The organism is Streptomyces kronopolitis, assembly GCF_050953795.1.
In the GTDB taxonomy this organism is placed as follows: domain Bacteria; phylum Actinomycetota; class Actinomycetes; order Streptomycetales; family Streptomycetaceae; genus Streptomyces; species Streptomyces kronopolitis_A.
Map to the genome: position 1 here is coordinate 6,000,465 of NZ_CP191850.1, position 24,113 is coordinate 6,024,577.

At 67.1% G+C, this 24,113-nt stretch carries 15 protein-coding genes and 3 rRNA genes; 14 read left to right on the plus strand and 4 right to left on the minus strand.

The annotated features are described in order from the left end of the window. Positions 1–268 precede the first annotated feature (268 nt). Positions 269–676: a hypothetical protein gene (locus ACQP17_RS26635; RefSeq protein ID WP_433858526.1), complete on the minus strand. Its 408-nt coding sequence runs from the start codon at positions 674–676 to the stop codon at positions 269–271. Positions 677–915: 239 nt separating this feature from the next. Between ACQP17_RS26635 and ACQP17_RS26640 the strand changes: the two genes are divergently transcribed. Then, positions 916–1,224: a hypothetical protein gene (locus tag ACQP17_RS26640; RefSeq protein ID WP_433858527.1), complete on the plus strand. Its 309-nt coding sequence runs from the start codon at positions 916–918 to the stop codon at positions 1,222–1,224. Next, positions 1,221–1,955: a WXG100 family type VII secretion target gene (locus tag ACQP17_RS26645; protein WP_433858528.1), complete on the plus strand. Its 735-nt coding sequence runs from the start codon at positions 1,221–1,223 to the stop codon at positions 1,953–1,955. The genes ACQP17_RS26640 and ACQP17_RS26645 overlap by 4 nt, the downstream gene beginning before the upstream one ends. A gap of 67 nt (positions 1,956–2,022) precedes the next feature. Here ACQP17_RS26645 and eccCa read toward each other — a convergent pair whose 3' ends face one another. Further along, positions 2,023–5,982, minus strand: coding sequence for a type VII secretion protein EccCa (gene eccCa / locus ACQP17_RS26650; protein ID WP_433858529.1), 3,960 nt, complete (start codon positions 5,980–5,982; stop codon positions 2,023–2,025). A 257-nt stretch (positions 5,983–6,239) separates the two neighbouring features. Between eccCa and eccD the strand changes: the two genes are divergently transcribed. The 6 genes from eccD to ACQP17_RS26680 all read left to right on the plus strand — a co-directional run bounded on the left by eccD (position 6,240) and on the right by ACQP17_RS26680 (position 13,297). Continuing rightward, complete coding sequence (gene eccD, locus ACQP17_RS26655) at positions 6,240–7,703, plus strand: type VII secretion integral membrane protein EccD (protein ID WP_364878981.1); 1,464 nt, start codon at positions 6,240–6,242, stop codon at positions 7,701–7,703. A 158-nt stretch (positions 7,704–7,861) separates the two neighbouring features. Then, complete coding sequence (gene rpsO, locus ACQP17_RS26660; RefSeq protein ID WP_189103560.1) at positions 7,862–8,149, plus strand: 30S ribosomal protein S15; 288 nt, start codon at positions 7,862–7,864, stop codon at positions 8,147–8,149. Positions 8,150–8,450: 301 nt separating this feature from the next. Continuing rightward, a complete protein-coding gene (locus ACQP17_RS26665) occupies positions 8,451–10,682 on the plus strand; it encodes a polyribonucleotide nucleotidyltransferase (protein ID WP_433858530.1) in 2,232 nt (743 codons plus the stop codon). After that, positions 10,679–12,058 carry a M16 family metallopeptidase gene (locus ACQP17_RS26670; protein WP_433858531.1) on the plus strand — a complete coding sequence of 460 codons (1,380 nt, stop codon included), beginning with the start codon at positions 10,679–10,681 and terminating at the stop codon, positions 12,056–12,058. Before ACQP17_RS26665 ends, ACQP17_RS26670 begins: the two co-directional genes overlap by 4 nt. 26 nt (positions 12,059–12,084) lie before the next feature. Further along, the gene (gene dapB / locus ACQP17_RS26675) at positions 12,085–12,837 is read left to right on the plus strand and encodes a 4-hydroxy-tetrahydrodipicolinate reductase (RefSeq protein WP_433858532.1); all 753 of its coding nucleotides are present in this window, start codon (positions 12,085–12,087) and stop codon (positions 12,835–12,837) included. Positions 12,838–12,841: 4 nt separating this feature from the next. Continuing rightward, positions 12,842–13,297: a hypothetical protein gene (locus ACQP17_RS26680; RefSeq protein ID WP_433858533.1), complete on the plus strand. Its 456-nt coding sequence runs from the start codon at positions 12,842–12,844 to the stop codon at positions 13,295–13,297. A 104-nt stretch (positions 13,298–13,401) separates the two neighbouring features. Here ACQP17_RS26680 and ACQP17_RS26685 read toward each other — a convergent pair whose 3' ends face one another. Together ACQP17_RS26685 and ACQP17_RS26690 are read right to left on the minus strand one after the other, a co-directional pair. Then, positions 13,402–13,953 carry a PH domain-containing protein gene (locus tag ACQP17_RS26685; protein ID WP_433858534.1) on the minus strand — a complete coding sequence of 184 codons (552 nt, stop codon included), beginning with the start codon at positions 13,951–13,953 and terminating at the stop codon, positions 13,402–13,404. Between the two features lie 100 nt (positions 13,954–14,053). Further along, positions 14,054–14,293 (minus strand): hypothetical protein, encoded by a 240-nt coding sequence (locus ACQP17_RS26690; RefSeq protein ID WP_189103548.1) that lies wholly within the window; start codon positions 14,291–14,293, stop codon positions 14,054–14,056. Between the two features lie 233 nt (positions 14,294–14,526). On the opposite strand from ACQP17_RS26690, the gene thyX reads away from it, so the two are divergent. From thyX to rrf, 6 genes are all read left to right on the plus strand, one after another. Next, positions 14,527–15,294 (plus strand): FAD-dependent thymidylate synthase, encoded by a 768-nt coding sequence (gene thyX / locus ACQP17_RS26695; RefSeq protein WP_433858535.1) that lies wholly within the window; start codon positions 14,527–14,529, stop codon positions 15,292–15,294. A gap of 197 nt (positions 15,295–15,491) precedes the next feature. Beyond that, positions 15,492–16,391 carry a 4-hydroxy-tetrahydrodipicolinate synthase gene (dapA, locus tag ACQP17_RS26700; RefSeq protein ID WP_433858536.1) on the plus strand — a complete coding sequence of 300 codons (900 nt, stop codon included), beginning with the start codon at positions 15,492–15,494 and terminating at the stop codon, positions 16,389–16,391. Between the two features lie 113 nt (positions 16,392–16,504). Then, positions 16,505–18,190 (plus strand): ribonuclease J, encoded by a 1,686-nt coding sequence (locus ACQP17_RS26705; RefSeq protein ID WP_364878997.1) that lies wholly within the window; start codon positions 16,505–16,507, stop codon positions 18,188–18,190. Between the two features lie 713 nt (positions 18,191–18,903). Further along, positions 18,904–20,432, plus strand: a 16S ribosomal RNA gene (locus tag ACQP17_RS26710). 303 nt (positions 20,433–20,735) lie between these two features. Beyond that, positions 20,736–23,858 (plus strand): 23S ribosomal RNA (locus ACQP17_RS26715). Between the two features lie 74 nt (positions 23,859–23,932). Further along, positions 23,933–24,049: ribosomal RNA gene (rrf, locus tag ACQP17_RS26720) — 5S ribosomal RNA — on the plus strand. Together the 16S, 23S and 5S rRNA genes form the textbook arrangement of a ribosomal RNA operon. Positions 24,050–24,113 lie beyond the last annotated feature (64 nt).

The window sequence follows — 24,113 nt, forward strand, 5'->3', positions numbered from 1 at the left end:
ACTGGAACACGCAGGCCGGACGGATGCGGAAGGAACGGAGTCGGATGGCGCGGTGACGGTGCCCGAGAGCCGCGCCGGGAGATCCGGTGTGGAGAAAAGGGGATCACCCTGTGCGGAAAGAAAGCAGGCCTGTGCGGCAATTCCGGCGGCGGTCCGCTTTCCGCCGTATCGGCACCCCGGGCGCGGTATGCCGATTGCGGGAAAGGAAAAGGCCGGCCGGGCGTGGTGCCGGGCCGGCCTGTCGCGCACCGTCCGCGCGGTGCTCCGCTCAGCCCCGGTGGCCGCCGCCGCGCCCGCCGCGCCGGGGAGCGGTCACGATGTCGCCCGTAGGACCGTCGCGCTCCGCGCGCTCGGCGTCCTCCTGGGCCTCCTGCTCCTTCTGCCAGGCGGCGAACTTCTCGCGCGACGCCTCGCGTTCGGCCATGGTCTGGTCCTCCGCGGCCCGCCGGATCTGCTGCATCCGGTCGCCCAGCGCGTCCATGTACCCGGGCGTCTCGATGGCGTCCTTCATGCCGATGCGGCCGGAGAGCACTTCCCGCGCCATCTCCTGGAGCTTGCCGCCCACATTGGGGTTGTCCGCCAGGACCTTCAGCGCCTTGCGCAGCCGGTGCGCCTGCTCCGGATCCTGGGCGACGTCCATCAGGTCCTCGTCCTGGATCTGCCGCTCATTGCTCATCTCTGCCCCCTTGAACGTGCTGGCACAGCAACCGCAGGTGCGGCACCGGCGTCCAGAGTCTCATGACGGCCGTGAACACCTCGTCCAGGCGGGTGTTGTCGGTATTGCCGCATATCGCTGCGTATGCATTCCGCGCGGCTCCGGTGACCGCTTCGCGGAAGACATCGGGGCTATTGCGGGTGTGCTAGACCTGTGAGGCGGTGCCGGCAGGCAGCTGTCATTCCATTCGGGGAGAAATCATGGCCGACGAAGTCCGGCTCAGTACGGAGGAGTTGCACGCACTCGGTGCGGCCTTCGAGGTACGCGCGGAAGAACTGAGCCGGCAGCTTGCCGCATTCAGACGGCGGGCGGACGCCGAGGCGCTGCGCGAGGGCTTCGGCGGCGACGAGGCGGCGCGGCCGCACCGTGAGCTGTACGAGCAGGCCGAGCACGCCCTCGTCCAGCTCCAGCAGCGGCTGCGCGAGGTCGGCGGAGGAATCAAGGAGACCGTCGCGCACTGGCGGGCGGCCGAGGAAGAGCTGGACGAGATGATCCGGAGCGTCACATGAGCGAGCGGCGCAACCCCGAGGCCCTGCACGAAGCGGCGGCCGGCTGGCGGGAGATGGGCAAGCACCTCGACGGCCTCGTCCGCGACCTGGACCGCAAGGTCGCCACCGCCGCCGCGGCCAACTGGCACGGCCCGGCCGGTGAGGCCTTCGCCGGGGAGTGGCACCGCCTCAAGCGGTCCGTCGACGAGTCGCTGCCGGCCTTCGAACTCGCCGCCGCCGACCTGGAGACCGCTGCCGCCGCGCCCCCCGACGACAACGAGGGCGCGGACGGCGGGCACGACAAGGGCCACGGCGCACCACCGGCGGACCGTTCCGCCGGCGCCGCGCAGTCCTCGTCCGGCAACGAGACCGCGTACGGCTTCATGGCGCTCGGCCAGCTGGCCAACGGCCTCGGCGGCGCCTTCGGCAAGCGCGGCGGGGGCGGCCGGGGCCAGGGCCCGGTCGTGGCGCACCGGTGGGACACCTCGACCGCGCCGCCCGGGCCCGACCCCTTCGACCCGGAGCGGGACGCCAAGCCGACGACGCGCGGCGGCGAGGGCATCGCCAAGGGCGTACGCAGCCGGCCCGCCGACGCCGAACCGGCGCCGGGCGACGCACGGGACCCCAAGGCCGGAACGGCCCCCAAGGCCACGGCGGCCCCCAAGGGGACACCCGCCGCACCCGGGACGAGCGCCGCGGCGGCCGACGGCCCGCCCGGCCCCGACGTCACCCGGCACGGCGCCTTCGGCTGACCCACGGAAACGGCGGTGGGGCGCCCCTCCCAGGAGGAGCGCCCCACCGCCGTCGTGAGGTGCCGCGTCAGCCGCTGCTCGCCGGCAGCCAGCCCGTCTGGACCAGCTGCGCACCGCGCTTGCGCGTGATGAACGTGGCCCGGCCGGGCGTCAGGCTCTGACCCTTGACGCTGCCCATCAGCGGGCCCTCGGCCGGGTCGGCCGAGAGGATCAGACCCTGCGCGCCCAGTTCCTTGGTGCGCTGCATGACCGGCTCGAACGACGACCGTCCGGCGCCCGAGGAGCTGCGCGCGATGATCAGGCGCAGACCCAGGTCACGGGCGAACGGCAGGTACTCCAGCAGCGGCTGCAGCGGGTTGCCGCTGCTGGTCGCCACCAGGTCGTAGTCGTCCACGATCACGAACGCGTCCGGCAGGTCGTACCAGCTGCGGTTGCGCAGCTGCTCCGGCGTGACGTCCGGCCCGGGCATCCGGCGGCCCAGCGAACCCGCCAGCCCCGTGATGACCTCCTGCAACTGCGGCCCCGCGGCACAGTACTTGTACATGTGGCTCTCGGGGATCTCGCCGAGCAGGGCTCGACGGTAGTCGGAGACCACCATGAGCGCCTTGTCCGACGGGTACCGCTCGGCGATCTGCTTGGCCAGCAGCCGCAGCAGCGACGACTTGCCCGACTCGCTCTCGCCGTAGACGACCAGCAGCGGGTCGGTCTCGAAGTCGATGAACGCCGGCGACAGCGTGGTCTCGTCGACACCGATCGCGATCCCGTGCTCGGGGTAGTCGTTGCCCTTGGGCAGGTCGGTGGCGCGCAGCATCGTCGGCAGCATCCGCACCTTGGGGGCGGGCTCGCCCTGCCAGTGCTCGCTGACCGTCTCGACCAGGTTGGCCATGCCGTCGCTGAGGGTCTCCGGGTCGCTCATCCCGTCCAGACGCGGCAGCGCCGCGAGGAAGTCGAGCTTCTCGGGGGACATACCGCGGCCCGGCTTGCCCATCGGGACGTTCTCTGCGCGCTTGCGGTCGAACTCCGACTCCATCGGGTCACCCAGGCGCAGCTCGACACGGTTGAGGAGCTGGTCGCGCAGCGCGGGCCGCACCTCGGTGTAGCGCGAGCCGGCCAGGATCAGGTGGATGCCGAAGCCCAGACCACGGCCGGCGATGTCCAGGATCACCGGGTCGAGCTGCTCGTAGTCCGTCTTGAACGTGCCCCAGCCATCGATGATCAGGAAGACGTCCCCCCACTTCTGGTCGGGGAAGGCGCCCGCGGCCCGCCGCTGGCGGTAGGTCGCGATCGAGTCGATGTGGTGCGCGCGGAAGAACTCCTCCCGCTCGTTGAGGATGCCGACGACCTCGGCGACCGTACGGCGCACCTTCTCCGCGTCCAGGCGCGAGGCGACCCCGCCGACGTGCGGCAGGCCCTCCAGCGCCAGCATGCCGCCGCCACCGAAGTCGAGGCAGTAGAACTGCACCTCGGCCGGGGTGTGGGTGAGCGCGAACGAGGCGATCGCGGACCGGACGAGGGTGGACTTGCCGGACTGCGGACCACCCACGACCAGGCCGTGACCGGCGCCGGCGGAGAAGTCCAGGTACATCACGTCACGCCGCTGCTCGAACGGCTTGTCCACCAGCGCGACCGGCACCACGAGCTTGCCGAGCGCGGTGTACTCCGCGGCGTGCACGCCCCGTTCGGGCGTGACCGCGAGCGCCGGCAGCAGCTGGTTGACCGTGGGCGCCTCCTCCAGCGGGGGCAGCCACACCTGGTGCGCCGGCGGGCCCTGGCCCTGCATCCGCTGCACCATGACGTCCAGCACGGTGTCGGCCAGCGCGTCGTCGATCTCCGGCTCGGCCGCCTCCACGGAGACCGGCTCCTCGATGATCTGCTCGACGACCGGGGCCGCGGTGAACGGCACCGGCATCCGCCTCGTCCGGCCGCCGGCGCCGCCGCGGCCGCCGCCGCCCGGGCCGCGGTAGGTGCCCGAGACGTACGCGGCCTTGAACTGGACCATCGTCTCGGTGTCGTACTTCAGGATGCCGGAGCCGGGGACGTTCGGCAGGTGGTAGGCGTCCGGCACACCGATCGCGGTCCGCGACTCGGCCGCGGAGAACGTCCGCAGACCCAGCCGGTAGGACAGGAAGGTGTCCAGACCCCGCAGCTTGCCCTCTTCCAGCCGCTGCGAGGCGAGCAGCATGTGCACACCCATGGACCGGCCGATCCGGCCGATCTGGATGAACATCTCGATGAAGTCCGGCTTGGCGGCGAGCAGCTCGGAGAACTCGTCGATGATCATCACCAGCGAGGGCAGCGGATCCAGCGGGGCACCCGCGGCACGCGCCTTCTCGTAGTCGGTGATGTTGGCGTAGTTGCCGGCGGAGCGCAGCAGCTCCTGGCGGCGCTGGAGTTCACCGGTGATCGAGTCGCGCATGCGGTCGATCAGGGTGACGTCCTCACCGAGGTTGGTGATGACCGCCGCGACGTGCGGCATCTCCGACATACCGGTGAAGGTGGCGCCACCCTTGAAGTCCGCGAGGATGAAGTTCAGGGTCTCCGAGGAGTGCGTGACCGCCAGGGCGAGCACCAGCGTGCGCAGCACCTCGGACTTGCCGGAACCGGTCGCGCCGACACACAGGCCGTGCGGGCCCATGCCCTGCTGCGAGGCTTCCTTGATGTCCAGCATGACCGGCTGGCCGTCGCGGTCGACACCGATCGGCACCCGCAGCCGCTCGGCCAGCGTCCGCGGCCGCCAGGTCCGCGCGACGTCCAGCGAGCCGGCGTCGCCGATGTTCAGCAGGTCGGTGAAGTCCAGGGCGGACAGCAGCGGTTCCTCGCCGTCCGCACCCGAGCCCGCCCGCAGCGGGGCCAGCTGGCGGGCCAGCGCCTCCGCCTCGGGGATCGACAGGGTGTCGCACACGCCGTGGTAGACCGCGCCGCCGGCCGACTCCAGGGTCAGCTTGCCCGGCCACACCTGCACGGCAAGACCGCCGCGGATCTCGTCCAGATCGCCCGGCACGACCTCCAGGATGGTGACGCCCTGCAGGCCCTCGGCCCCGGCGATCACCGAGTCCATCGGCACCTCGCCGCCGTCCAGCACGATCACCACGTGCGGGGTGTCGGTCACCGGAGTGCCCTGCGGGCTGAACCGCCCGCGGCCCTCCAGCTCGTCCGCCAGCAGCTCCTCGATCTCCCCGAGGTCACCGACGACCAGCCGGCGCGAACCGGCGCCGTCGGTGCTCTTGTCCTGCACGTGCGGCAGCCACTTCGTCCACTCCCACTCCGCCTGCGCACCGGGCGCGGCGACGACCGCCACCACCAGGTCCTCGGGCGAGTGCAGGGTGCACAGCTGGGCGAGGGCGGCACGCGAGGCGCCGTAGACCGTGTCCGGGTCACCCGAGACGGTCAGGTGGTAGAAGGCGCGCAGCGAGACCGCCAGCGGCAGGCTGTCCAAATGGCCGTGCTTGTCGAGGAATTCCTTCATCGCGTGCGCGGTCAGCGGCTCCAGCTCGTCGACCGGCGCGGTCTCGGGGGCCCGCAGGGGGGTGGCCAACTGCTGCGGCCCCAGGCCCAGTCGCACCTGCCCGAAGTCCGGATCGGTCGTCCGGCGCTCCCACACGCGTTTGCCCTCGGCCACGACCGACCACAGCTGGCTCGGATCGGGGTGGGTGAACAGCTGCGCGTCCCGCTGCTTTCGTGCGGTGCGGCGCACCTCTTTTCGCTTCTGCGTCAGGTACTTGAGGTAATCCTGACGCTCTTGAAGCATTTGCCCGGAAGGCCCTTGGCGAGCCTTGACGATCTGCACGATCGCCATTGCCAGGGTGGATGCCACCATAAAGCCGCCCATGATTTTCATGAACGGCTGGTTGCCCATGAACAGGAATCCCGCCGAAGACGCCATACCCATCATGGGCATAAGGGTCATCAGCATGTTTTCTGATTCGCCCTCACGGGGCAGCTCCGGAGGTGCCTCGAGTGTCACCTCCTCGGAGGGGACTTCGGGTGGCAGCGCGCGGGGCGGGCGCTTAACGATGACAACGCTCACCGAGGCATCAGTCCTTCATGCATCTCGCAGTCTCGGACCGCCCCCGTTGGATTCGACGGTCCCCCCGAGCCAAGTGCTTGGCCCGAACCAGGCGTTGATCCTACTGTCAACCGTCAGCACTCGGGGTGGGTGGGGCGACCGCGGAATTGGACGGTACGCTGACGCCTCGCGAGCGTGCCCCAAGTCCCGAGTAACGGCTCTCTATAGAGAGGGCGCGCGACGCGACAAAACGCCCAACGGATAGGGGGAACCGCCAGGTGAGCACGAGCACTGGCACCGGTTTTTGCCGGGTCACTGTCGCCGCGCCGGATGCACGGATCGATGTGGCGCTGCCGGAGGATGTCGCACTCGTCGACATTTATCCGGAGATCCTGCGGCTCTCCGGCCAGTCGCAGGCCGAAGGCGCCCCGACCGGCTATCACCTCGTACGCCGCGACGGCACGGTGCTCGACGCCGGCCAGTCGCTCGCACAGCAGCAGATCCTCGACGGCGACCTCCTTTTGCTGAAGCCGTTCGCCGAATCGCTGCCGCTGCCGGTCTTCGACGACGTCTCCGACGCCGTCGCCTCCGCGGTCAAGCGCAACCGCAGCCGCTGGAGCGACGACCTCATGCACGTCGTCGGCCTGTCCGCCGGTGTCCTGCTGCTCGTGATGATGGCGTTCGCCCTGTGGTTCTCCAACCCGCTGAACCGCGACATGCACCGCCTGCCCGGCCTCATCGCCGGCGTCGTCGGCATCGTCCTGGTCGCCCTGGCCGGCGTCCGCGCCCGGGTCTACGACGACCACGGCTCCTCCATCGCACTGGGCCTGGCCGCCCTGCCGCACCTGCTGCTCGCCGGCTCCGGCATCTTCCCCGTCGACCAGGGCTCCGGACCCGGCCGGCTGCACCTCCTCGTCGGCTGTGTCGTCGTCCTGATCGCGTCCGTCCTGCTGGTGGTCCTGCTGCCGCGCGGTGACGCGCCCTTCGTCGCCGCCGCGTTCCTGGCCGCCATCGGCACCCTCGCGGTCTTCGCCGCGATCCTCACCGACGCCGCGCCCCGCGAGGTCGCCGCCGTCACCGCCGTCGTGTCGATCGCCCTGGTCGCCTGGCTGCCCGGCCTCTCCGCCCGCTTCGCCCGGCTGCCCATCGGCTACAAGTCGCCCGACCAGATCGCCAAGGGCTCCTACGACAACGGCGGCGAGACCGAGTCCGTCGACTTCGTCAAGATCGCCAACCAGGCCAAGCGCGGCCACGAGCTGCTGCTCGGCCTCGTCGCCGGCTGCGCCGCCCTGGTCGTCGGCTCCGCCGGTGTCGTCCTCGGCTTCTCCGACAATATGTGGGCCCAGCTGCTGGCGCTGGCCGCCGGCATCACGATCATGCTCCGCGCCCGGCTCTTCGACTACACCGCGCAGGTCGCCTGCCTGACCATCGCCGGCATCCTGACGATCGTCCTGCTCATCCTGGGCATCGCGCTGAACCCGCCGTCGGACATCTTCGTCGACCTGCTCCGCTTCCAGGACTCCGGTCCGCTGAACATCCGCACCGTCTGGTTCTCCAGCAGCATCGCGGCGGGCGCCGCCCTGCTCGTCGGCGTCGGCCTGATCGTCCCGCGCAAGGGCGTCACCCCCTTCTGGGGCCGGATCTTCGACATCTTCGACGGACTGTTCCTGCTCTCCCTGGTGCCGCTGTGCCTGGCGGTCCTGGAGGTCTACGGCAAGGTGCGCGGCCTCACCGGCAGCTAGCCGCCGGCCCCTCCCCGCCCGGATTTCCGGCCCCCCGACCACCCGGTCGGGGGGCCGTTTCCAGCTGGTACGCTGTGTGACGGTCCGGTGGAGTCATCCAAGATTCCCTGTGAGGCAAACCAGGGGCGCTCACGGACCGCAACCAAGAGGAGTACCGCGTGTCGCTCGACGCCGCTACGAAGAAGCAGATCATGGCCGAGTTCGCCACCAAGGAGGGTGACACCGGCTCCCCCGAGGTCCAGGTCGCGATGCTCTCCCGCCGCATCTCGGACCTGACCGAGCACCTCAAGATGCACAAGCACGACCACCACTCCCGCCGTGGTCTGCTGCTGCTCGTCGGCCAGCGCCGCCGCCTGCTGCAGTACCTGGCGAAGAAGGACATCACGCGCTTCCGTGCGCTGGTCGAGCGCCTGGGCATCCGCCGCGGCGCGGCGGGCGCCAAGTAGTACACCGCATGCGCCGCAAGGGGAGCGGTTCCCGCCGGGGGCCGCTCCCTTTGCCATAGGCGCCGGACGCCCGTGCCGCCTCATGACGGCCGGAAGCTTTGTAGTCTGGTGCCGTACGCAAAACTGAACGCGGTAGGAGCGCCACCTGGCCGCCGGTCCTCGGTAGTGGCCCCCGGACGATGCACGGACGCCCGCGTCCGTCGCTCCGGGTGCTTCGATCGAAGACCGGCCCGCACCGGCGCTCCACCGAAGACGGTCCGCCGCCACACGGGCAGCGGACGCTGACGAGGAGATATTCCTGGTGGAGAACGAGACCCACTACGCCGAAGCCGTGATCGACAACGGTTCCTTCGGCACCCGCACCATCCGCTTCGAGACGGGCCGCCTGGCCAAGCAGGCCGCCGGTTCCGCCGTGGCGTACCTGGACGACGACACCATGGTGCTGTCGGCCACCTCCGCTTCCAAGACCCCGAAGGACCAGCTGGACTTCTTCCCGCTGACCGTCGACGTCGAGGAGCGGATGTACGCAGCCGGGAAGATCCCCGGTTCCTTCTTCCGCCGTGAGGGCCGCCCCTCCGAGGACGCGATCCTCACCTGCCGCCTGATCGACCGCCCGCTGCGCCCCTCGTTCAAGAAGGGCCTGCGCAACGAGATCCAGATCGTCGAGACGGTCATGGCGCTCAACCCCGACCACCTCTACGACGTGGTCGCGATCAACGCCGCCTCCTGCTCCACGCAGCTGGCCGGTCTGCCCTTCTCCGGCCCGGTCGGCGGCACCCGTGTCGCGCTGATCAACGGCCAGTGGGTGGGCTTCCCGACCCACACCGAGCTCGAGGACGCCGTCTTCGACATGGTCGTGGCCGGCCGCGTCCTCCCGGACGGCGACGTCGCGATCATGATGGTCGAGGCCGAGGCCACCGAGAAGACCATCCAGCTGGTCAAGGACGGCGCCGAGGCCCCGACCGAAGAGGTCGTCGCCGCCGGTCTGGAAGCCGCCAAGCCCTTCATCAAGGTCCTGTGCAAGGCCCAGTCGGACCTCGCCGCCAAGGCCGCCAAGCCCGTCGGCGAGTTCCCGATCTTCCTGGACTACCAGGACGACGTCCTCGAGGCGCTGACCAAGGCCGTCAAGGACGAGCTCGGCCAGGCGCTGACCATCCCGGGCAAGCTGGAGCGCGAGGCCGAGCTGGACCGCGTCAAGGCGCTCGCCGCCGAGAAGCTCCTGCCGGAGTTCGAGGGCCGCGAGAAGGAGATCTCCGCCGCTTACCGCTCGCTGACCAAGACCCTGGTCCGCGAGCGCGTGATCAAGGAGAAGAAGCGCATCGACGGCCGCGGCGTCACGGACATCCGTACGCTCGCCGCCGAGGTCGAGGCGATCCCGCGGGTGCACGGTTCCGCGCTGTTCGAGCGTGGCGAGACCCAGATCCTGGGCGTCACCACCCTCAACATGCTCCGCATGGAGCAGCAGCTGGACACCCTCTCCCCGGTGACCCGCAAGCGCTACATGCACAACTACAACTTCCCGCCGTACTCCGTCGGTGAGACCGGCCGCGTGGGCGCCCCCAAGCGCCGCGAGATCGGCCACGGCGCGCTCGCCGAGCGCGCCATCATGCCGGTCCTGCCGACCCGCGAGGAGTTCCCCTACGCGATCCGCCAGGTCTCCGAGGCGCTGGGCTCCAACGGCTCGACGTCCATGGGCTCGGTCTGCGCCTCGACCATGTCGCTGCTGAACGCCGGTGTGCCCCTCAAGGCCCCGGTCGCCGGTATCGCCATGGGCCTGATCTCCCAGGAGATCGACGGCCAGACCCACTACGTCGCCCTCACCGACATCCTCGGTGCGGAGGACGCCTTCGGCGACATGGACTTCAAGGTCGCCGGCACCAAGCAGTTCGTGACCGCGCTGCAGCTCGACACCAAGCTCGACGGCATCCCCGCCTCGGTCCTGGCCGCCGCGCTGAAGCAGGCCCGTGACGCGCGTCTGCACATCCTGGACGTCATGAACGAGGCCATCGACGTCCCGGACGAGATGTCCCCGAACGCCCCGCGGATCATCACCGTCAAGATCCCGGTGGACAAGATCGGTGAGGTCATCGGCCCCAAGGGCAAGATGATCAACCAGATCCAGGAGGACACCGGCGCCGACATCACGATCGAGGACGACGGCACCATCTACATCGGTGCCGCCGACGGCCCGGCCGCCGAGGCCGCCCGCGCCACGATCAACGGCATCGCCAACCCGACCATGCCGGAGGTCGGCGAGCGCTACCTGGGCACGGTCGTCAAGACCACCACCTTCGGTGCGTTCGTCTCCCTGCTCCCGGGCAAGGACGGCCTGCTCCACATCTCGCAGATCCGCAAGCTCGCCGGTGGCAAGCGCGTGGAGAACGTCGAGGACGTGCTCGCGGTCGGCGCCAAGGTCCAGGTCGAGATCGCCGAGATCGACCAGCGCGGCAAGCTCTCCCTGATCCCCGTGATCGAGGAAGAGGACGCCGACAAGGCCGCCGCGGACGACTCGAAGGACGACACCGACAAGTGACGTCGCGTACGCACACGACGACGGCCCGCACCTCTTCGGAGGGGCGGGCCGTCGCCCGTACCCAAACGCTTCTCAAGGGCACCGCGGGCGCCGGCACGGTCCGCCGGACCACCCTGCCCGGCGGCCTGCGCGTGGTCACCGAGACCCTGCCGTCGGTCCGCTCCGTCACCTTCGGGATCTGGGCGCACGTCGGATCCCGTGACGAGACCCCCTCCCTCAACGGCGCCACGCACTACCTGGAGCATCTGCTCTTCAAGGGCACCGAGCGGCGCAGCGCGCTGGACATCTCCGCCGCCATCGACGCGGTCGGCGGCGAGATGAACGCCTTCACCGCGAAGGAGTACACCTGCTACTACGCGCGGGTGCTGGACTCCGATCTGCCGCTCGCCATCGACATCGTGTGCGACATGCTCACCGGCTCGCTGGTCGAGGCCGAGGACGTGGACGCCGAGCGCGGCGTCATCCTCGAAGAGATCGCGATGACCGAGGACGACCCGGGCGACTGCGTGCACGACCTGTTCGCGCACACCATGCTCGGCGACACCCCGCTCGGCCGTCCCGTGCTCGGCACCGTCGACACCGTGAACGCGCTCACTCCCGAGCGCATCCGCCGCTTCTACAAGAAGCACTACGACCCCACGCACCTCGTCGTCACGGCCGCCGGCAACGTCGACCACGCCAAGGTCGTCCGCCAGGTCCGCCGCGCCTTCGAGCAGGCCGGGGCGCTGGACCGCACCGACGCCGTCCCCGTCGCGCCGCGCGCCGGCTCCCGCTCCGTGCGCACCGCCGGCCGCGTCAACCTGCTCAACCGCAAGACCGAGCAGGCCCATGTGATCCTCGGGCTCCCCGGCATGGCGCGCACCGACGACCGGCGCTGGGCGATGGGCGTGCTGAACACCGCCCTGGGCGGCGGGATGAGCTCCCGCCTCTTCCAGGAGGTCCGTGAGAAGCGCGGCCTGGCCTACAGCGTGTACTCCTACACCTCCGGCTTCGCCGACTGCGGCCTGTTCGGCGTCTACGCCGGCTGCCGCCCCAACCAGGTGCACGACGTCCTCAAGATCTGCCGGGACGAACTCGACCAGGTGGCCACCCACGGCCTCACCGACGACGAGATCCGCCGCGCGATCGGCCAGCTGCGGGGCTCCACCGTCCTCGGCCTGGAGGACTCGGGTGCGCTGATGCACCGCCTCGGCAAGAGCGAGCTGTGCTGGGGCGAGCAGATGTCGGTCGACGACATGCTGGCCCGCATCGCGGCCGTCACCCCCGACGAGGTGCGCGAGGTGGCCCGCGACGTCCTGGGCGCACGGCCTTCACTGTCCGTCATCGGCCCCCTGAAGGACCGGCAGGCGGCCCGGCTGGACGACGTCGTCGCCTAGCACCACCACGAGAGAGACGGGAAACGATGAGCAAGCTGCGCGTGGCCGTACTGGGAGCCCAGGGGCGCATCGGCTCCGAGGCCGTACGGGCCGTCGAGGCCGCCGAGGACATGGAACTGGTCGCCGGGCTCGGCCGGGGCGACAAGCTGGAGAAGCTGGTCGAGACCGGCGCCCAGGTGGTGGTCGAGCTGACCAACCCCGGCGCGGTCATGGGCAACCTCGACTTCTGTGTCCGCCACGGCATCCATGCGGTCGTCGGCACCACCGGATGGACCGACGAGCGGCTCGCGCAGCTGCGCACCTCGCTCGCCGCCGCGCCGTCGGCGGGCGTGCTCATCGCCCCGAACTTCTCCCTCGGCGCGGTGCTGACCATGCGCTTCGCCCAGCAGGCCGCTCGCTTCTTCGAGTCCGCCGAGGTCGTCGAGCTGCACCACCCGAAGAAGGCGGACGCCCCCTCCGGCACCGCCGCCCGCACCGCACAGCTGATCGCCGCGGCGCGTCAGGAGGCCGGCTGCGCCCCGCAGCCGGACGCCACCACCACCGCGCTGGACGGCGCCCGCGGCGCGGACGTGGACGGCGTGCCCGTGCACTCCGTACGGCTGCGCGGTCTGCTGGCGCACCAGGAGGTGCTGTTCGGCGGCGAGGGCGAGACCCTCACCATCCGCCACGACTCCCTGCACCACAGCAGCTTCATGCCGGGCATCCTGCTCGGGGTGCGCCGCGTGGTCACCACTCCGGGCCTGACCGTGGGCCTGGAAAACTTCCTCGACCTGGGCTGACGGCATGGGCGGCAAGATCACGTACTTCTTCCTCGCCACCGTGCTGGTGCTCGTGTTCGGCGTGGTGGCGCTGGAGGGCGTCCTCCTCCTGCTGACCGGTGAGCCGGCGGCCATGGGCATGGGCGCGGTGGCCTTCGTGCTGCCGTTCATCGGTGCCTGGTTCCTCCGGCACAACACCCGCTTCGCCCGCGACGCCCACCGGCTGGCCCATGCGCTGGAGGCCGAGGGCGGGCTGCCGGCCGACGACCTGGAGCGGACCCCCGGCGGCCGGATCGACCGGGACGCCGCCGACGCGGTCTTCGCCCGGCGGCAGGCCGAGACGGAGGAGGCGCCCGGCGACTGGCGTACGTGGTTCCGGCTCGCCGTCGCCTACCACGACGCCCGGGACACCCCGCGCGCCCGCAAGGCGATGCAACGGGCGATCGCGCTGCACGACGGCAAGGCCCTGCCGGCCGCCTGAGCATGTGGTCCGGGCCTTCCGGACCAAGCCATGGACCGACGGGGAGGGCCCCGGTCACCGAGGAACGCCGCGGCGCGTCCGGGCGGTGCCGGGGCCCTCGGCCGTCAGCCGCGGTACTCCGCCGCCCACGCCTCCAGTACGTCCGCGGCCTGCTCGAACGCCTCCGGGCGGGACAGGAAATCCCCGTTGTGGTCCGTGATCAGCGTCCGCAGCGGATCACCCTGGGTCCGCTCGACGATCAGCGCCTGGCCCTGCACCGTCCGGGGCAGTCCCAGCCAGCGCACCGGCTGCTGCCGGGTGCGCACCGAGGTGATGGCGCTCCACGGCTCCGTGGACGTCCGCAGGAGGTTCACCTGCCGCAGTCCCTGGGAGCTGACCCACAGGCCGACGCGCAGCAGGCGCAGCGCGAAGGCGATCGTCAGCGCGCCCAACAGGACACAGACCGCGGCGCCGGGCAGCGAACCGGCCAGCGCGATGATCATCGCGGAGAGCAGGACGAACGACGCGAGCAGCAAAAACACCGCCGCCGCCCCCACCCGCCACGGTCCGGGGCGATAGGGACGGCGCCAGTGATCGGGCTCGTCGTGCGGCAGCGCGGTGTGATCCGCGGCAGGGGTGTCGAGGTCGCGGTCGGCCGTCAGGAAGGGCAGGGGCACGGCTGATCCTCACTCATGGTCACGCTGACGGAAGCTGTGACCGGTGAGGCTATCGGGACCGGCGGAGCGGAACCACTTGCGGCCCGCTCCGCCGGACCGATCAGCGGTGCGACGCTTCGGACTGATGCACCCGGCTCGAGGTGGAACTGTCCTGCTGCAGTGCGGGAACGCCGAACAGCAGGGCGCCTGCCAGGCCGCCCACGACTGTCAGCGTGATGAGAGACTGGCCGAGCAGTTGCCCACGGGAGGCGCGCTGACGCGGCGGGGGAGTGACATTGCTGCGGAACCGGTCTGCCTCGGCAACGAAGGCGAACGGGACGGGCTCTCGCCGGCGGAACATGAGCGGGCTCTCCTAGGAACCTCGAAGTGGGCACTGTCACAGGGTTAGACGTGTGTGCGGTGCGATTGGTGCCCGTTTTCAGGGACTTCTGTGAAAAATATCAACTGCCGCTCCGGACGCCGCTCGCACGCCGTCCGTTTTGCGGTGAACGCGGCGTCACGCGGCATTTCCCGGGCTGTCGGAGGCGGGCCGTAGTCTGGTCGCGCACGAGGATCGATTGGAAGGAACCGCCGGTGTCCCAGACCCCCGCCGAGAGCACTGAGAGCGCTGAGAGTCCCGACAGCGCAGCCGTCAGCTTCCGGAGCGAGGTGACGGTCGAGCTGGTCAAGCACAGCGCCGCGGACAGTGACGTGCTGTGGGCGGCCCGAGTCTCCACGGCCGGCGAGCAGTCCCTCGAGGAGCTGCAGAAGGACCCCGAGCGCTCCAAGGGCTTGATCAACTACCTCATGCGGGACCGGCACGGCAGCCCGTTCGAGCACAACTCCATGACCTTCTTCATCAGCGCGCCGATCTTCGTCTTCCGCGAGTTCATGCGCCACCGCGTCGGCTGGTCGTACAACGAGGAGTCCGGCCGCTACCGTCAGCTGGACCCGGTCTTCTACGTCCCCGGTGCCTCCCGCAAGCTCGTCCAGCAGGGCCGCCCCGGGAAGTACGAGTTCGTCGACGGCACCCCGGAGCAGTCCGACCTGACCGGCCGCGTCATGGAGGACTCCTACCGCCGGGCGTACGAGGCGTACCAGGAGATGCTGGCAGCCGGCGTGGCCCGCGAGGTCGCCCGCGCCGTGCTCCCCGTCGGCCTCTTCTCCTCCATGTACGCCACCTGCAACGCGCGCTCGCTGATGCACTTCCTCGGCCTGCGGACCCAGCACGAGCAGGCGAAGGTCCCCTCCTTCCCGCAGCGGGAGATCGAAATGGTCGGCGAGCAGATGGAGGCCCACTGGGCCACGCTCATGCCGCTCACGTACGGCGCATTCAATGCGAACGGCCGGATCGCCCCGTAAGACCCAGGCCGGGGGCCGGTTCCCGGGCCCCGTGGGGCGGGGGTGCAAGGTGTCCGGATTGCGGCATTTTAAGAAGTTCATCTACGCTGAACAGACGGACCCGGCACTGCTTGAACCCCCGAGCAGGCAGTGCCGGTGTCCACATCCCTGCTCCCCAGAGGCGCATCCTGTGGGGAGCTACGAGTAGCGTGGGACCCATGGCTCCGACTTCCACACCGCAGACCCCCTTCGGGCGGGTGCTGACCGCCATGGTCACGCCGTTCACGGCGGATGGCGCTCTCGACCTCGACGGCGCGCAGCGCCTGGCTGCCCACCTGGTGGACGCCGGTAACGACGGCCTCGTCGTCAACGGCACCACCGGAGAGTCCCCGACCACCAGCGATGCGGAGAAAGCCCAGCTGGTCCGCGCCGTGGTCGAGGCGGTCGGCGATCGCGCCTTTGTCGTCGCCGGAGCCGGCACCAACGACACCCGGCACAGCCTGGAGCTGGCCCGCGGCGCCCAGGAAGCCGGAGCCCACGGACTGCTCGCGGTGACGCCCTACTACAGCAAGCCCCCGCAAGAGGGCCTGCTGCGGCACTTCACCGCCATCGCGGACGCCACCGACCTGCCGGTCATGCTCTACGACATCCCCGGCCGCAGCGGTGTCCCGATCAACACCGAGACCCTCGTCCGGCTCGCCGAGCACCCCCGGATCGTCGCCAACAAGGACGCCAAGGGCGACCTCGGCCGCGCCAGCTGGGCCATCGCCCGCACCGACCTCGCCTGGTACAGCGGCGACGACATGCTCAACCTCCCGCTGCTCTCGGTCGGCGCCATCGGCTTCGTCTCCGTGGTCGGCCATGTCGTCACCCCCGAGCTGCGCGCCCTCCTGGACGCCCACCTCAACGGCGACGTCACCAAGGCCACCGAGATCCACCAGACGCTGCTCCCCGTCTTCACCGGCATGTTCCGCACCCAGGGCGTCATCACGACCAAGGCGGCGCTCACCCGGCAGGGCCTGCCCGCCGGACCGCTGCGGCTGCCGCTCGTGGAGCTCTCCCCGGAGGAGACCGAACAGCTCACGCGCGATCTCGCCGCCGGCGGGGTACACCTCTGATCACAGACTTCACAACTGAATACGGACCAACAACCGCCACATAGCAAGTGCACGAATGTCATGCGCGCCACGTGCCCCGACGGCAGCGTGGCGCGTGTGGTGAGGAGAGTCTTTTGAGTCATCCGCATCCTGAGCTCGGCGCCCCGCCCAAGCTTCCCAAGGGCGGGCTGCGCGTCACGCCCCTCGGCGGCCTCGGCGAGATCGGCCGCAACATGACGGTCTTCGAATACGGCGGCCGGCTGCTGATCGTCGACTGCGGAGTGCTCTTCCCCGAGGAGGAGCAGCCCGGAATCGACCTGATCCTGCCGGACTTCACGTCCATCAGGGACCGCCTCGACGACATCGACGGCATCGTGCTCACGCACGGCCACGAGGACCACATCGGTGGTGTCCCCTACCTCCTCCGGGAGAAGCCGGACATCCCCCTCATCGGCTCCAAGCTGACCCTCGCCCTGATCGAGGCCAAGCTCCAGGAGCACCGCATCCGCCCCTACACCCTTGAGGTGAAGGAAGGCCACACCGAGCGGATCGGCTCCTTCGACTGCGAATTCGTCGCGGTCAACCACTCCATCCCCGACGCCCTGGCCGTCGCGATCCGCACCCCCGCGGGCATGGTCGTGCACACCGGCGACTTCAAGATGGACCAGCTCCCGCTGGACCGCCGCCTGACCGACCTCCCCGCCTTCGCGCGGCTCGGCGAGGAGGGCATCGACCTGCTCCTCTCCGACTCCACGAACGCCGAGGTCCCGGGCTTCGTCCCGCCCGAGCGGGACATCTCCAACGTGCTGCGCACGGTGTTCGCGAACGCCCAGAAGCGCATCATCGTCGCCAGCTTCGCCAGCCATGTGCACCGCATCCAGCAGATCCTCGACGCGGCGCACGAGTACGGCCGCCGGGTCGCCTTCGTCGGCCGCTCGATGGTCCGCAACATGGGCATCGCCCGCGAACTGGGCTACCTCAAGGTCCCCGCCGGCTTGGTCGTCGACGTCAAGACCCTCGACGACCTCCCGGACGACGAGGTCGTGCTGGTCTGCACGGGTTCCCAGGGCGAGCCGATGGCCGCCCTCTCCCGGATGGCCAACCGCGACCACCAGATCCGGATCGTCCCCGGCGACACCGTGATCCTGGCGTCCTCCCTCATCCCGGGCAACGAGAACGCGGTCTACCGCGTGATCAACGGCCTCACCCGATGGGGTGCGGACGTGGTCCACAAGGGCAATGCCAAGGTCCATGTCTCGGGCCACGCCTCGGCCGGCGAGCTGCTGTACTTCTACAACATCTGCAAGCCGAAGAACCTCATGCCGGTGCACGGCGAATGGCGCCATCTGCGGGCCAACGCCGAGCTGGGCGCCCTGACCGGCGTACCGAAGGACCGGATCGTCATCGCCGAGGACGGCGTCGTGGTCGACCTCGTCAAGGGCGTCGCCAAGATCACCGGCAAGGTCCAGGCGGGCTACGTCTACGTCGACGGCCTTTCGGTCGGCGATGTCACCGAAACCCATCTGAAGGACCGCCGCATCCTCGGCGACGAGGGCATCATCTCGGTCTTCGTGGTCGTCGACAGCAGCACCGGCAAGATCGTCGGCGGCCCGCACCTGCAGGCCCGCGGTTCCGGCATCGACGACGCGTCCTTCGCGGCCGTGGTCCCGAAGATCGACGAGGCGCTGGCCAAGGCGGCTCAGGACGGTGTCGCAGAGCCTCATCAGCTCCAGCAGCTGGTCCGCCGCTCGGTCGGCAAGTGGGTGTCGGACAACTACCGCCGCCGCCCGATGATCCTCCCCGTGGTCGTCGAGGTCTGACACACGGGGTCGTACAAACGTGCCCAAGTGGGAGCGGGGCGCCCGGATTTGCATCCGGGCGCCCCGCTCCAGTACGTTTACGGCTCCGCCTGAACGGGAAGCACCGGACGCCTGCGCGTACGGGGCCTCACCAAGTCGGGCGGGAATTCCGACCCAGAGCAATCTGATAAAGTCGGATCAGCCGAAAGGCAAACTCCCTCCGATCAAAACTCGGACCGAATTCGAACCGGAAACGGAACGAAATCGGGTCTGGTAGAGTCGGAAAGGTCGAAAAGCGAAAGCCGGACGGCCGAGCCCGCTCCAACAGGGCGCCGGACACGGAAACGGATCTGGTAAGGTTGGAAACGCGAAGAAGCCGAAAGGCGGAAACGCACCGGCGAAAATCGGGCCCGCAAGGATCTGATAGAGTCGGAAACGCAAGACCGAAGGGAAGCGCCCGGAGAGCCCGGTACTGAGTCAATCAGAACCGATAAGGCACAAAGGAAGCGTCCGTTCCTTGAGAACTCAACAGCGTGCCAAAAGTCAACGCCAGATATGTTGATACCCCGTCCACCTCGGTGGATGAGGTTCCTTTGAAAGTCCATCGGCACCCATGCGGTGCGGATGGCACACACAGCGAGGACGCTGTGAACGACCGGACCTATTCCGTCTGGTCGTTCCGCTCTCGTGTGTGTTTCACCCGCAGTTTTTAATTAAACGCAGTCGGGAAAACATTCACGGAGAGTTTGATCCTGGCTCAGGACGAACGCTGGCGGCGTGCTTAACACATGCAAGTCGAACGATGAACCTCCTTCGGGAGGGGATTAGTGGCGAACGGGTGAGTAACACGTGGGCAATCTGCCCTTCACTCTGGGACAAGCCCTGGAAACGGGGTCTAATACCGGATACGACACGGGGTCGCATGACCTCCGTGTGGAAAGCTCCGGCGGTGAAGGATGAGCCCGCGGCCTATCAGCTTGTTGGTGGGGTGATGGCCTACCAAGGCGACGACGGGTAGCCGGCCTGAGAGGGCGACCGGCCACACTGGGACTGAGACACGGCCCAGACTCCTACGGGAGGCAGCAGTGGGGAATATTGCACAATGGGCGAAAGCCTGATGCAGCGACGCCGCGTGAGGGATGACGGCCTTCGGGTTGTAAACCTCTTTCAGCAGGGAAGAAGCGAGAGTGACGGTACCTGCAGAAGAAGCGCCGGCTAACTACGTGCCAGCAGCCGCGGTAATACGTAGGGCGCAAGCGTTGTCCGGAATTATTGGGCGTAAAGAGCTCGTAGGCGGCTTGTCACGTCGGATGTGAAAGCCCGGGGCTTAACCCCGGGTCTGCATTCGATACGGGCAGGCTAGAGTTCGGTAGGGGAGATCGGAATTCCTGGTGTAGCGGTGAAATGCGCAGATATCAGGAGGAACACCGGTGGCGAAGGCGGATCTCTGGGCCGATACTGACGCTGAGGAGCGAAAGCGTGGGGAGCGAACAGGATTAGATACCCTGGTAGTCCACGCCGTAAACGTTGGGAACTAGGTGTGGGCGACATTCCACGTCGTCCGTGCCGCAGCTAACGCATTAAGTTCCCCGCCTGGGGAGTACGGCCGCAAGGCTAAAACTCAAAGGAATTGACGGGGGCCCGCACAAGCAGCGGAGCATGTGGCTTAATTCGACGCAACGCGAAGAACCTTACCAAGGCTTGACATACACCGGAAACGTCTGGAGACAGGCGCCCCCTTGTGGTCGGTGTACAGGTGGTGCATGGCTGTCGTCAGCTCGTGTCGTGAGATGTTGGGTTAAGTCCCGCAACGAGCGCAACCCTTGTTCTGTGTTGCCAGCATGCCCTTCGGGGTGATGGGGACTCACAGGAGACTGCCGGGGTCAACTCGGAGGAAGGTGGGGACGACGTCAAGTCATCATGCCCCTTATGTCTTGGGCTGCACACGTGCTACAATGGCCGGTACAATGAGCTGCGATACCGCGAGGTGGAGCGAATCTCAAAAAGCCGGTCTCAGTTCGGATTGGGGTCTGCAACTCGACCCCATGAAGTCGGAGTTGCTAGTAATCGCAGATCAGCATTGCTGCGGTGAATACGTTCCCGGGCCTTGTACACACCGCCCGTCACGTCACGAAAGTCGGTAACACCCGAAGCCGGTGGCCCAACCCCTTGTGGGAGGGAATCGTCGAAGGTGGGACTGGCGATTGGGACGAAGTCGTAACAAGGTAGCCGTACCGGAAGGTGCGGCTGGATCACCTCCTTTCTAAGGAGCACTTCTTACTCGGACTTGTCCGGGTCAGAGGCCAGTACATCGGCGAATGTCTGATGCTGGTTGCTCATGGGTGGAACGTTGACTATTCGGCACACTTGGTTGGTTGTCACTAGTACTGCTTCGGCGTGGAACGTGGGGATTGATCGGGTGGGCCGGGCGCGCTGTTGGGTATCTGAGGGTACGGACTACGGTCTGGACCTTCGCGATGCCGGCCCCAGTGAACTCAGCCTTCGGGTTGGGGTGGTGGGTGGCTGGTCGTTGCTTGAGAACTGCACAGTGGACGCGAGCATCTGTGGCCAAGTTTTTAAGGGCGCACGGTGGATGCCTTGGCACCAGGAACCGATGAAGGACGTGGGAGGCCACGATAGGCCCCGGGGAGCTGTCAACCGAGCTTTGATCCGGGGGTGTCCGAATGGGGAAACCCGGCAGTCGTCATGGGCTGTCACCCGCTGCTGAACACATAGGCAGTGTGGAGGGAACGCGGGGAAGTGAAACATCTCAGTACCCGCAGGAAGAGAAAACAACCGTGATTCCGGGAGTAGTGGCGAGCGAAACCGGATGAGGCCAAACCAGTCACGTGTGATACCCGGCAGGGGTTGCGTGGTTGGGGTTGTGGGAGTTCTCTTTTGCAGTCTGCCGGCTGTGAGACGAGTCAGAAACCGTTGATGTAGGCGAAGGACATGCGAAAGGTCCGGCGTAGAGGGTAAGACCCCCGTAGCTGAAACATTAGCGGCTCGTTTGAGAACCACCCAAGTAGCACGGGGCCCGAGAAATCCCGTGTGAATCTGGCGGGACCACCCGTTAAGCCTAAATATTCCCTGGTGACCGATAGCGGATAGTACCGTGAGGGAATGGTGAAAAGTACCGCGGGAGCGGAGTGAAATAGTACCTGAAACCGTGTGCCTACAAGCCGTGGGAGCGTCGCGCATCGAGCTTGCTCGGTGCGTCGTGACTGCGTGCCTTTTGAAGAATGAGCCTGCGAGTTTGCGGTATGTTGCGAGGTTAACCCGTGTGGGGAAGCCGTAGCGAAAGCGAGTCCGAATAGGGCGTTGAGTAGCGTGCCCAAGACCCGAAGCGGAGTGATCTAGCCATGGGCAGGTTGAAGCGGAGGTAAGACTTCGTGGAGGACCGAACCCACCAGGGTTGAAAACCTGGGGGATGACCTGTGGTTAGGGGTGAAAGGCCAATCAAACTCCGTGATAGCTGGTTCTCCCCGAAATGCATTTAGGTGCAGCGTCGTGTGTTTCTTGCCGGAGGTAGAGCACTGGATAGGCGATGGGCCCTACCGGGTTACTGACCTTAGCCAAACTCCGAATGCCGGTAAGTGAGAGCGCGGCAGTGAGACTGTGGGGGATAAGCTCCATGGTCGAGAGGGAAACAGCCCAGAGCATCGACTAAGGCCCCTAAGCGTGTGCTAAGTGGGAAAGGATGTGGAGTCGCAGAGACAACCAGGAGGTTGGCTTAGAAGCAGCCACCCTTGAAAGAGTGCGTAATAGCTCACTGGTCAAGTGATTCCGCGCCGACAATGTAGCGGGGCTCAAGCACACCGCCGAAGTCGTGTCATTGCGATATTACCCCCAACGGGGATCGTGATGGGTAGGGGAGCGTCGTGTGCCGGGTGAAGCAGCCGTGGAAACGAGTTGTGGACGGTTCACGAGTGAGAATGCAGGCATGAGTAGCGATACACACGTGGGAAACGTGTGCGCCGATTGACTAAGGGTTCCTGGGTCAAGCTGATCTGCCCAGGGTAAGTCGGGACCTAAGGCGAGGCCGACAGGCGTAGTCGATGGACAACCGGTTGATATTCCGGTACCCGCTTTGAAACGCCCAGTATCGAATCCATTAATGCTAAGGCCGTGAAGCCGGCCTGGAGTCTTCGGACAAAGGGACGTGGTGGAGCCGCCGATCCAAGGTGGTAGTAGGTAAGCGATGGGGTGACGCAGGAAGGTAGTCCAGCCCGGGCGGTGGTTGTCCCGGGGTAAGGGTGTAGGCCGTGTGGTAGGTAAATCCGTCACACGTTAAGGCTGAGACCTGATGCCGAGCCGATTGTGGTGAAGTGGATGATCCTATGCTGTCGAGAAAAGCCTCTAGCGAGTTTCATGGCGGCCCGTACCCTAAACCGACTCAGGTGGTCAGGTAGAGAATACCGAGGCGTTCGGGTGAACTATGGTTAAGGAACTCGGCAAAATGCCCCCGTAACTTCGGGAGAAGGGGGGCCATTGCTGGTGATCACTCTTGCAGTGTGAGCTGGTGGTGGCCGCAGAGACCAGCGAGAAGCGACTGTTTACTAAAAACACAGGTCCGTGCGAAGCCGTAAGGCGATGTATACGGACTGACGCCTGCCCGGTGCTGGAACGTTAAGGGGACCGGTTAGTCAACCTTCGGGTTGGCGAAGCTGAGAACTTAAGCGCCAGTAAACGGCGGTGGTAACTATAACCATCCTAAGGTAGCGAAATTCCTTGTCGGGTAAGTTCCGACCTGCACGAATGGCGTAACGACTTCTCGACTGTCTCAACCATAGGCCCGGTGAAATTGCATTACGAGTAAAGATGCTCGTTTCGCGCAGCAGGACGGAAAGACCCCGGGACCTTTACTATAGCTTGATATTGGTGTTCGGTTCGGCTTGTGTAGGATAGGTGGGAGACTTTGAAGCGGCCACGCCAGTGGTTGTGGAGTCATTGTTGAAATACCACTCTGGTCGTGCTGGATGTCTAACCTGGGTCCGTGATCCGGATCAGGGACAGTGTCTGGTGGGTAGTTTAACTGGGGCGGTTGCCTCCTAAAGAGTAACGGAGGCGCCCAAAGGTTCCCTCAGCCTGGTTGGTAATCAGGTGTTGAGTGTAAGTGCACAAGGGAGCTTGACTGTGAGACTGACGGGTCGAGCAGGTACGAAAGTAGGGACTAGTGATCCGGCGGTGGCTTGTGGAAGCGCCGTCGCTCAACGGATAAAAGGTACCCCGGGGATAACAGGCTGATCTTCCCCAAGAGTCCATATCGACGGGATGGTTTGGCACCTCGATGTCGGCTCGTCGCATCCTGGGGCTGGAGTCGGTCCCAAGGGTTGGGCTGTTCGCCCATTAAAGCGGTACGCGAGCTGGGTTTAGAACGTCGTGAGACAGTTCGGTCCCTATCCGCTGTGCGCGTAGGAGTCTTGAGAAGGGCTGTCCCTAGTACGAGAGGACCGGGACGGACGAACCTCTGGTGTGCCAGTTGTCCTGCCAAGGGCATGGCTGGTTGGCTACGTTCGGAAAGGATAACCGCTGAAAGCATCTAAGCGGGAAGCCTGCTTCGAGATGAGGACTCCCACCCCCTTTGAGGGGTTAAGGCTCCCAGTAGACGACTGGGTTGATAGGCCAGATATGGAAGCCCGGCAACGGGTGGAGTTGACTGGTACTAATAGGCCGAGGGCTTGTCCTCAGTTGCTCGCGTCCACTGTGTAGGTTCTGAAGTAACGACCTGTGTTATTGCCGGGTTGGTTAACTTCATAGTGTTTCGGTGGTCATAGCGTTAGGGAAACGCCCGGTTACATTTCGAACCCGGAAGCTAAGCCTTTCAGCGCCGATGGTACTGCAGGGGGGACCCTGTGGGAGAGTAGGACGCCGCCGAACAATCATTCAGCTCCGGTCCCTGAACCTTCTGGTTCAGGGACCGGAGCTTTTTTGTTCTGATTTT

Excerpts from the sequence above, each read along its gene's own strand:
- ACQP17_RS26635 (WP_433858526.1), bottom strand. The coding sequence starts at position 676 with ATGAGCAATGAGCGGCAGATCCAGGACGAGGACCTGATGGACGTCGCC.
- ACQP17_RS26640 (WP_433858527.1), top strand. The coding sequence starts at position 916 with ATGGCCGACGAAGTCCGGCTCAGTACGGAGGAGTTGCACGCACTCGGT.
- ACQP17_RS26645 (WP_433858528.1), top strand. The coding sequence starts at position 1,221 with ATGAGCGAGCGGCGCAACCCCGAGGCCCTGCACGAAGCGGCGGCCGGC.
- ACQP17_RS26690 (WP_189103548.1), bottom strand. The coding sequence starts at position 14,293 with ATGTTCCGCCGGCGAGAGCCCGTCCCGTTCGCCTTCGTTGCCGAGGCA.
- dapA (WP_433858536.1), top strand. The coding sequence starts at position 15,492 with ATGGCTCCGACTTCCACACCGCAGACCCCCTTCGGGCGGGTGCTGACC.
- dapB (WP_433858532.1), top strand. The coding sequence starts at position 12,085 with ATGAGCAAGCTGCGCGTGGCCGTACTGGGAGCCCAGGGGCGCATCGGC.
- ACQP17_RS26680 (WP_433858533.1), top strand. The coding sequence starts at position 12,842 with ATGGGCGGCAAGATCACGTACTTCTTCCTCGCCACCGTGCTGGTGCTC.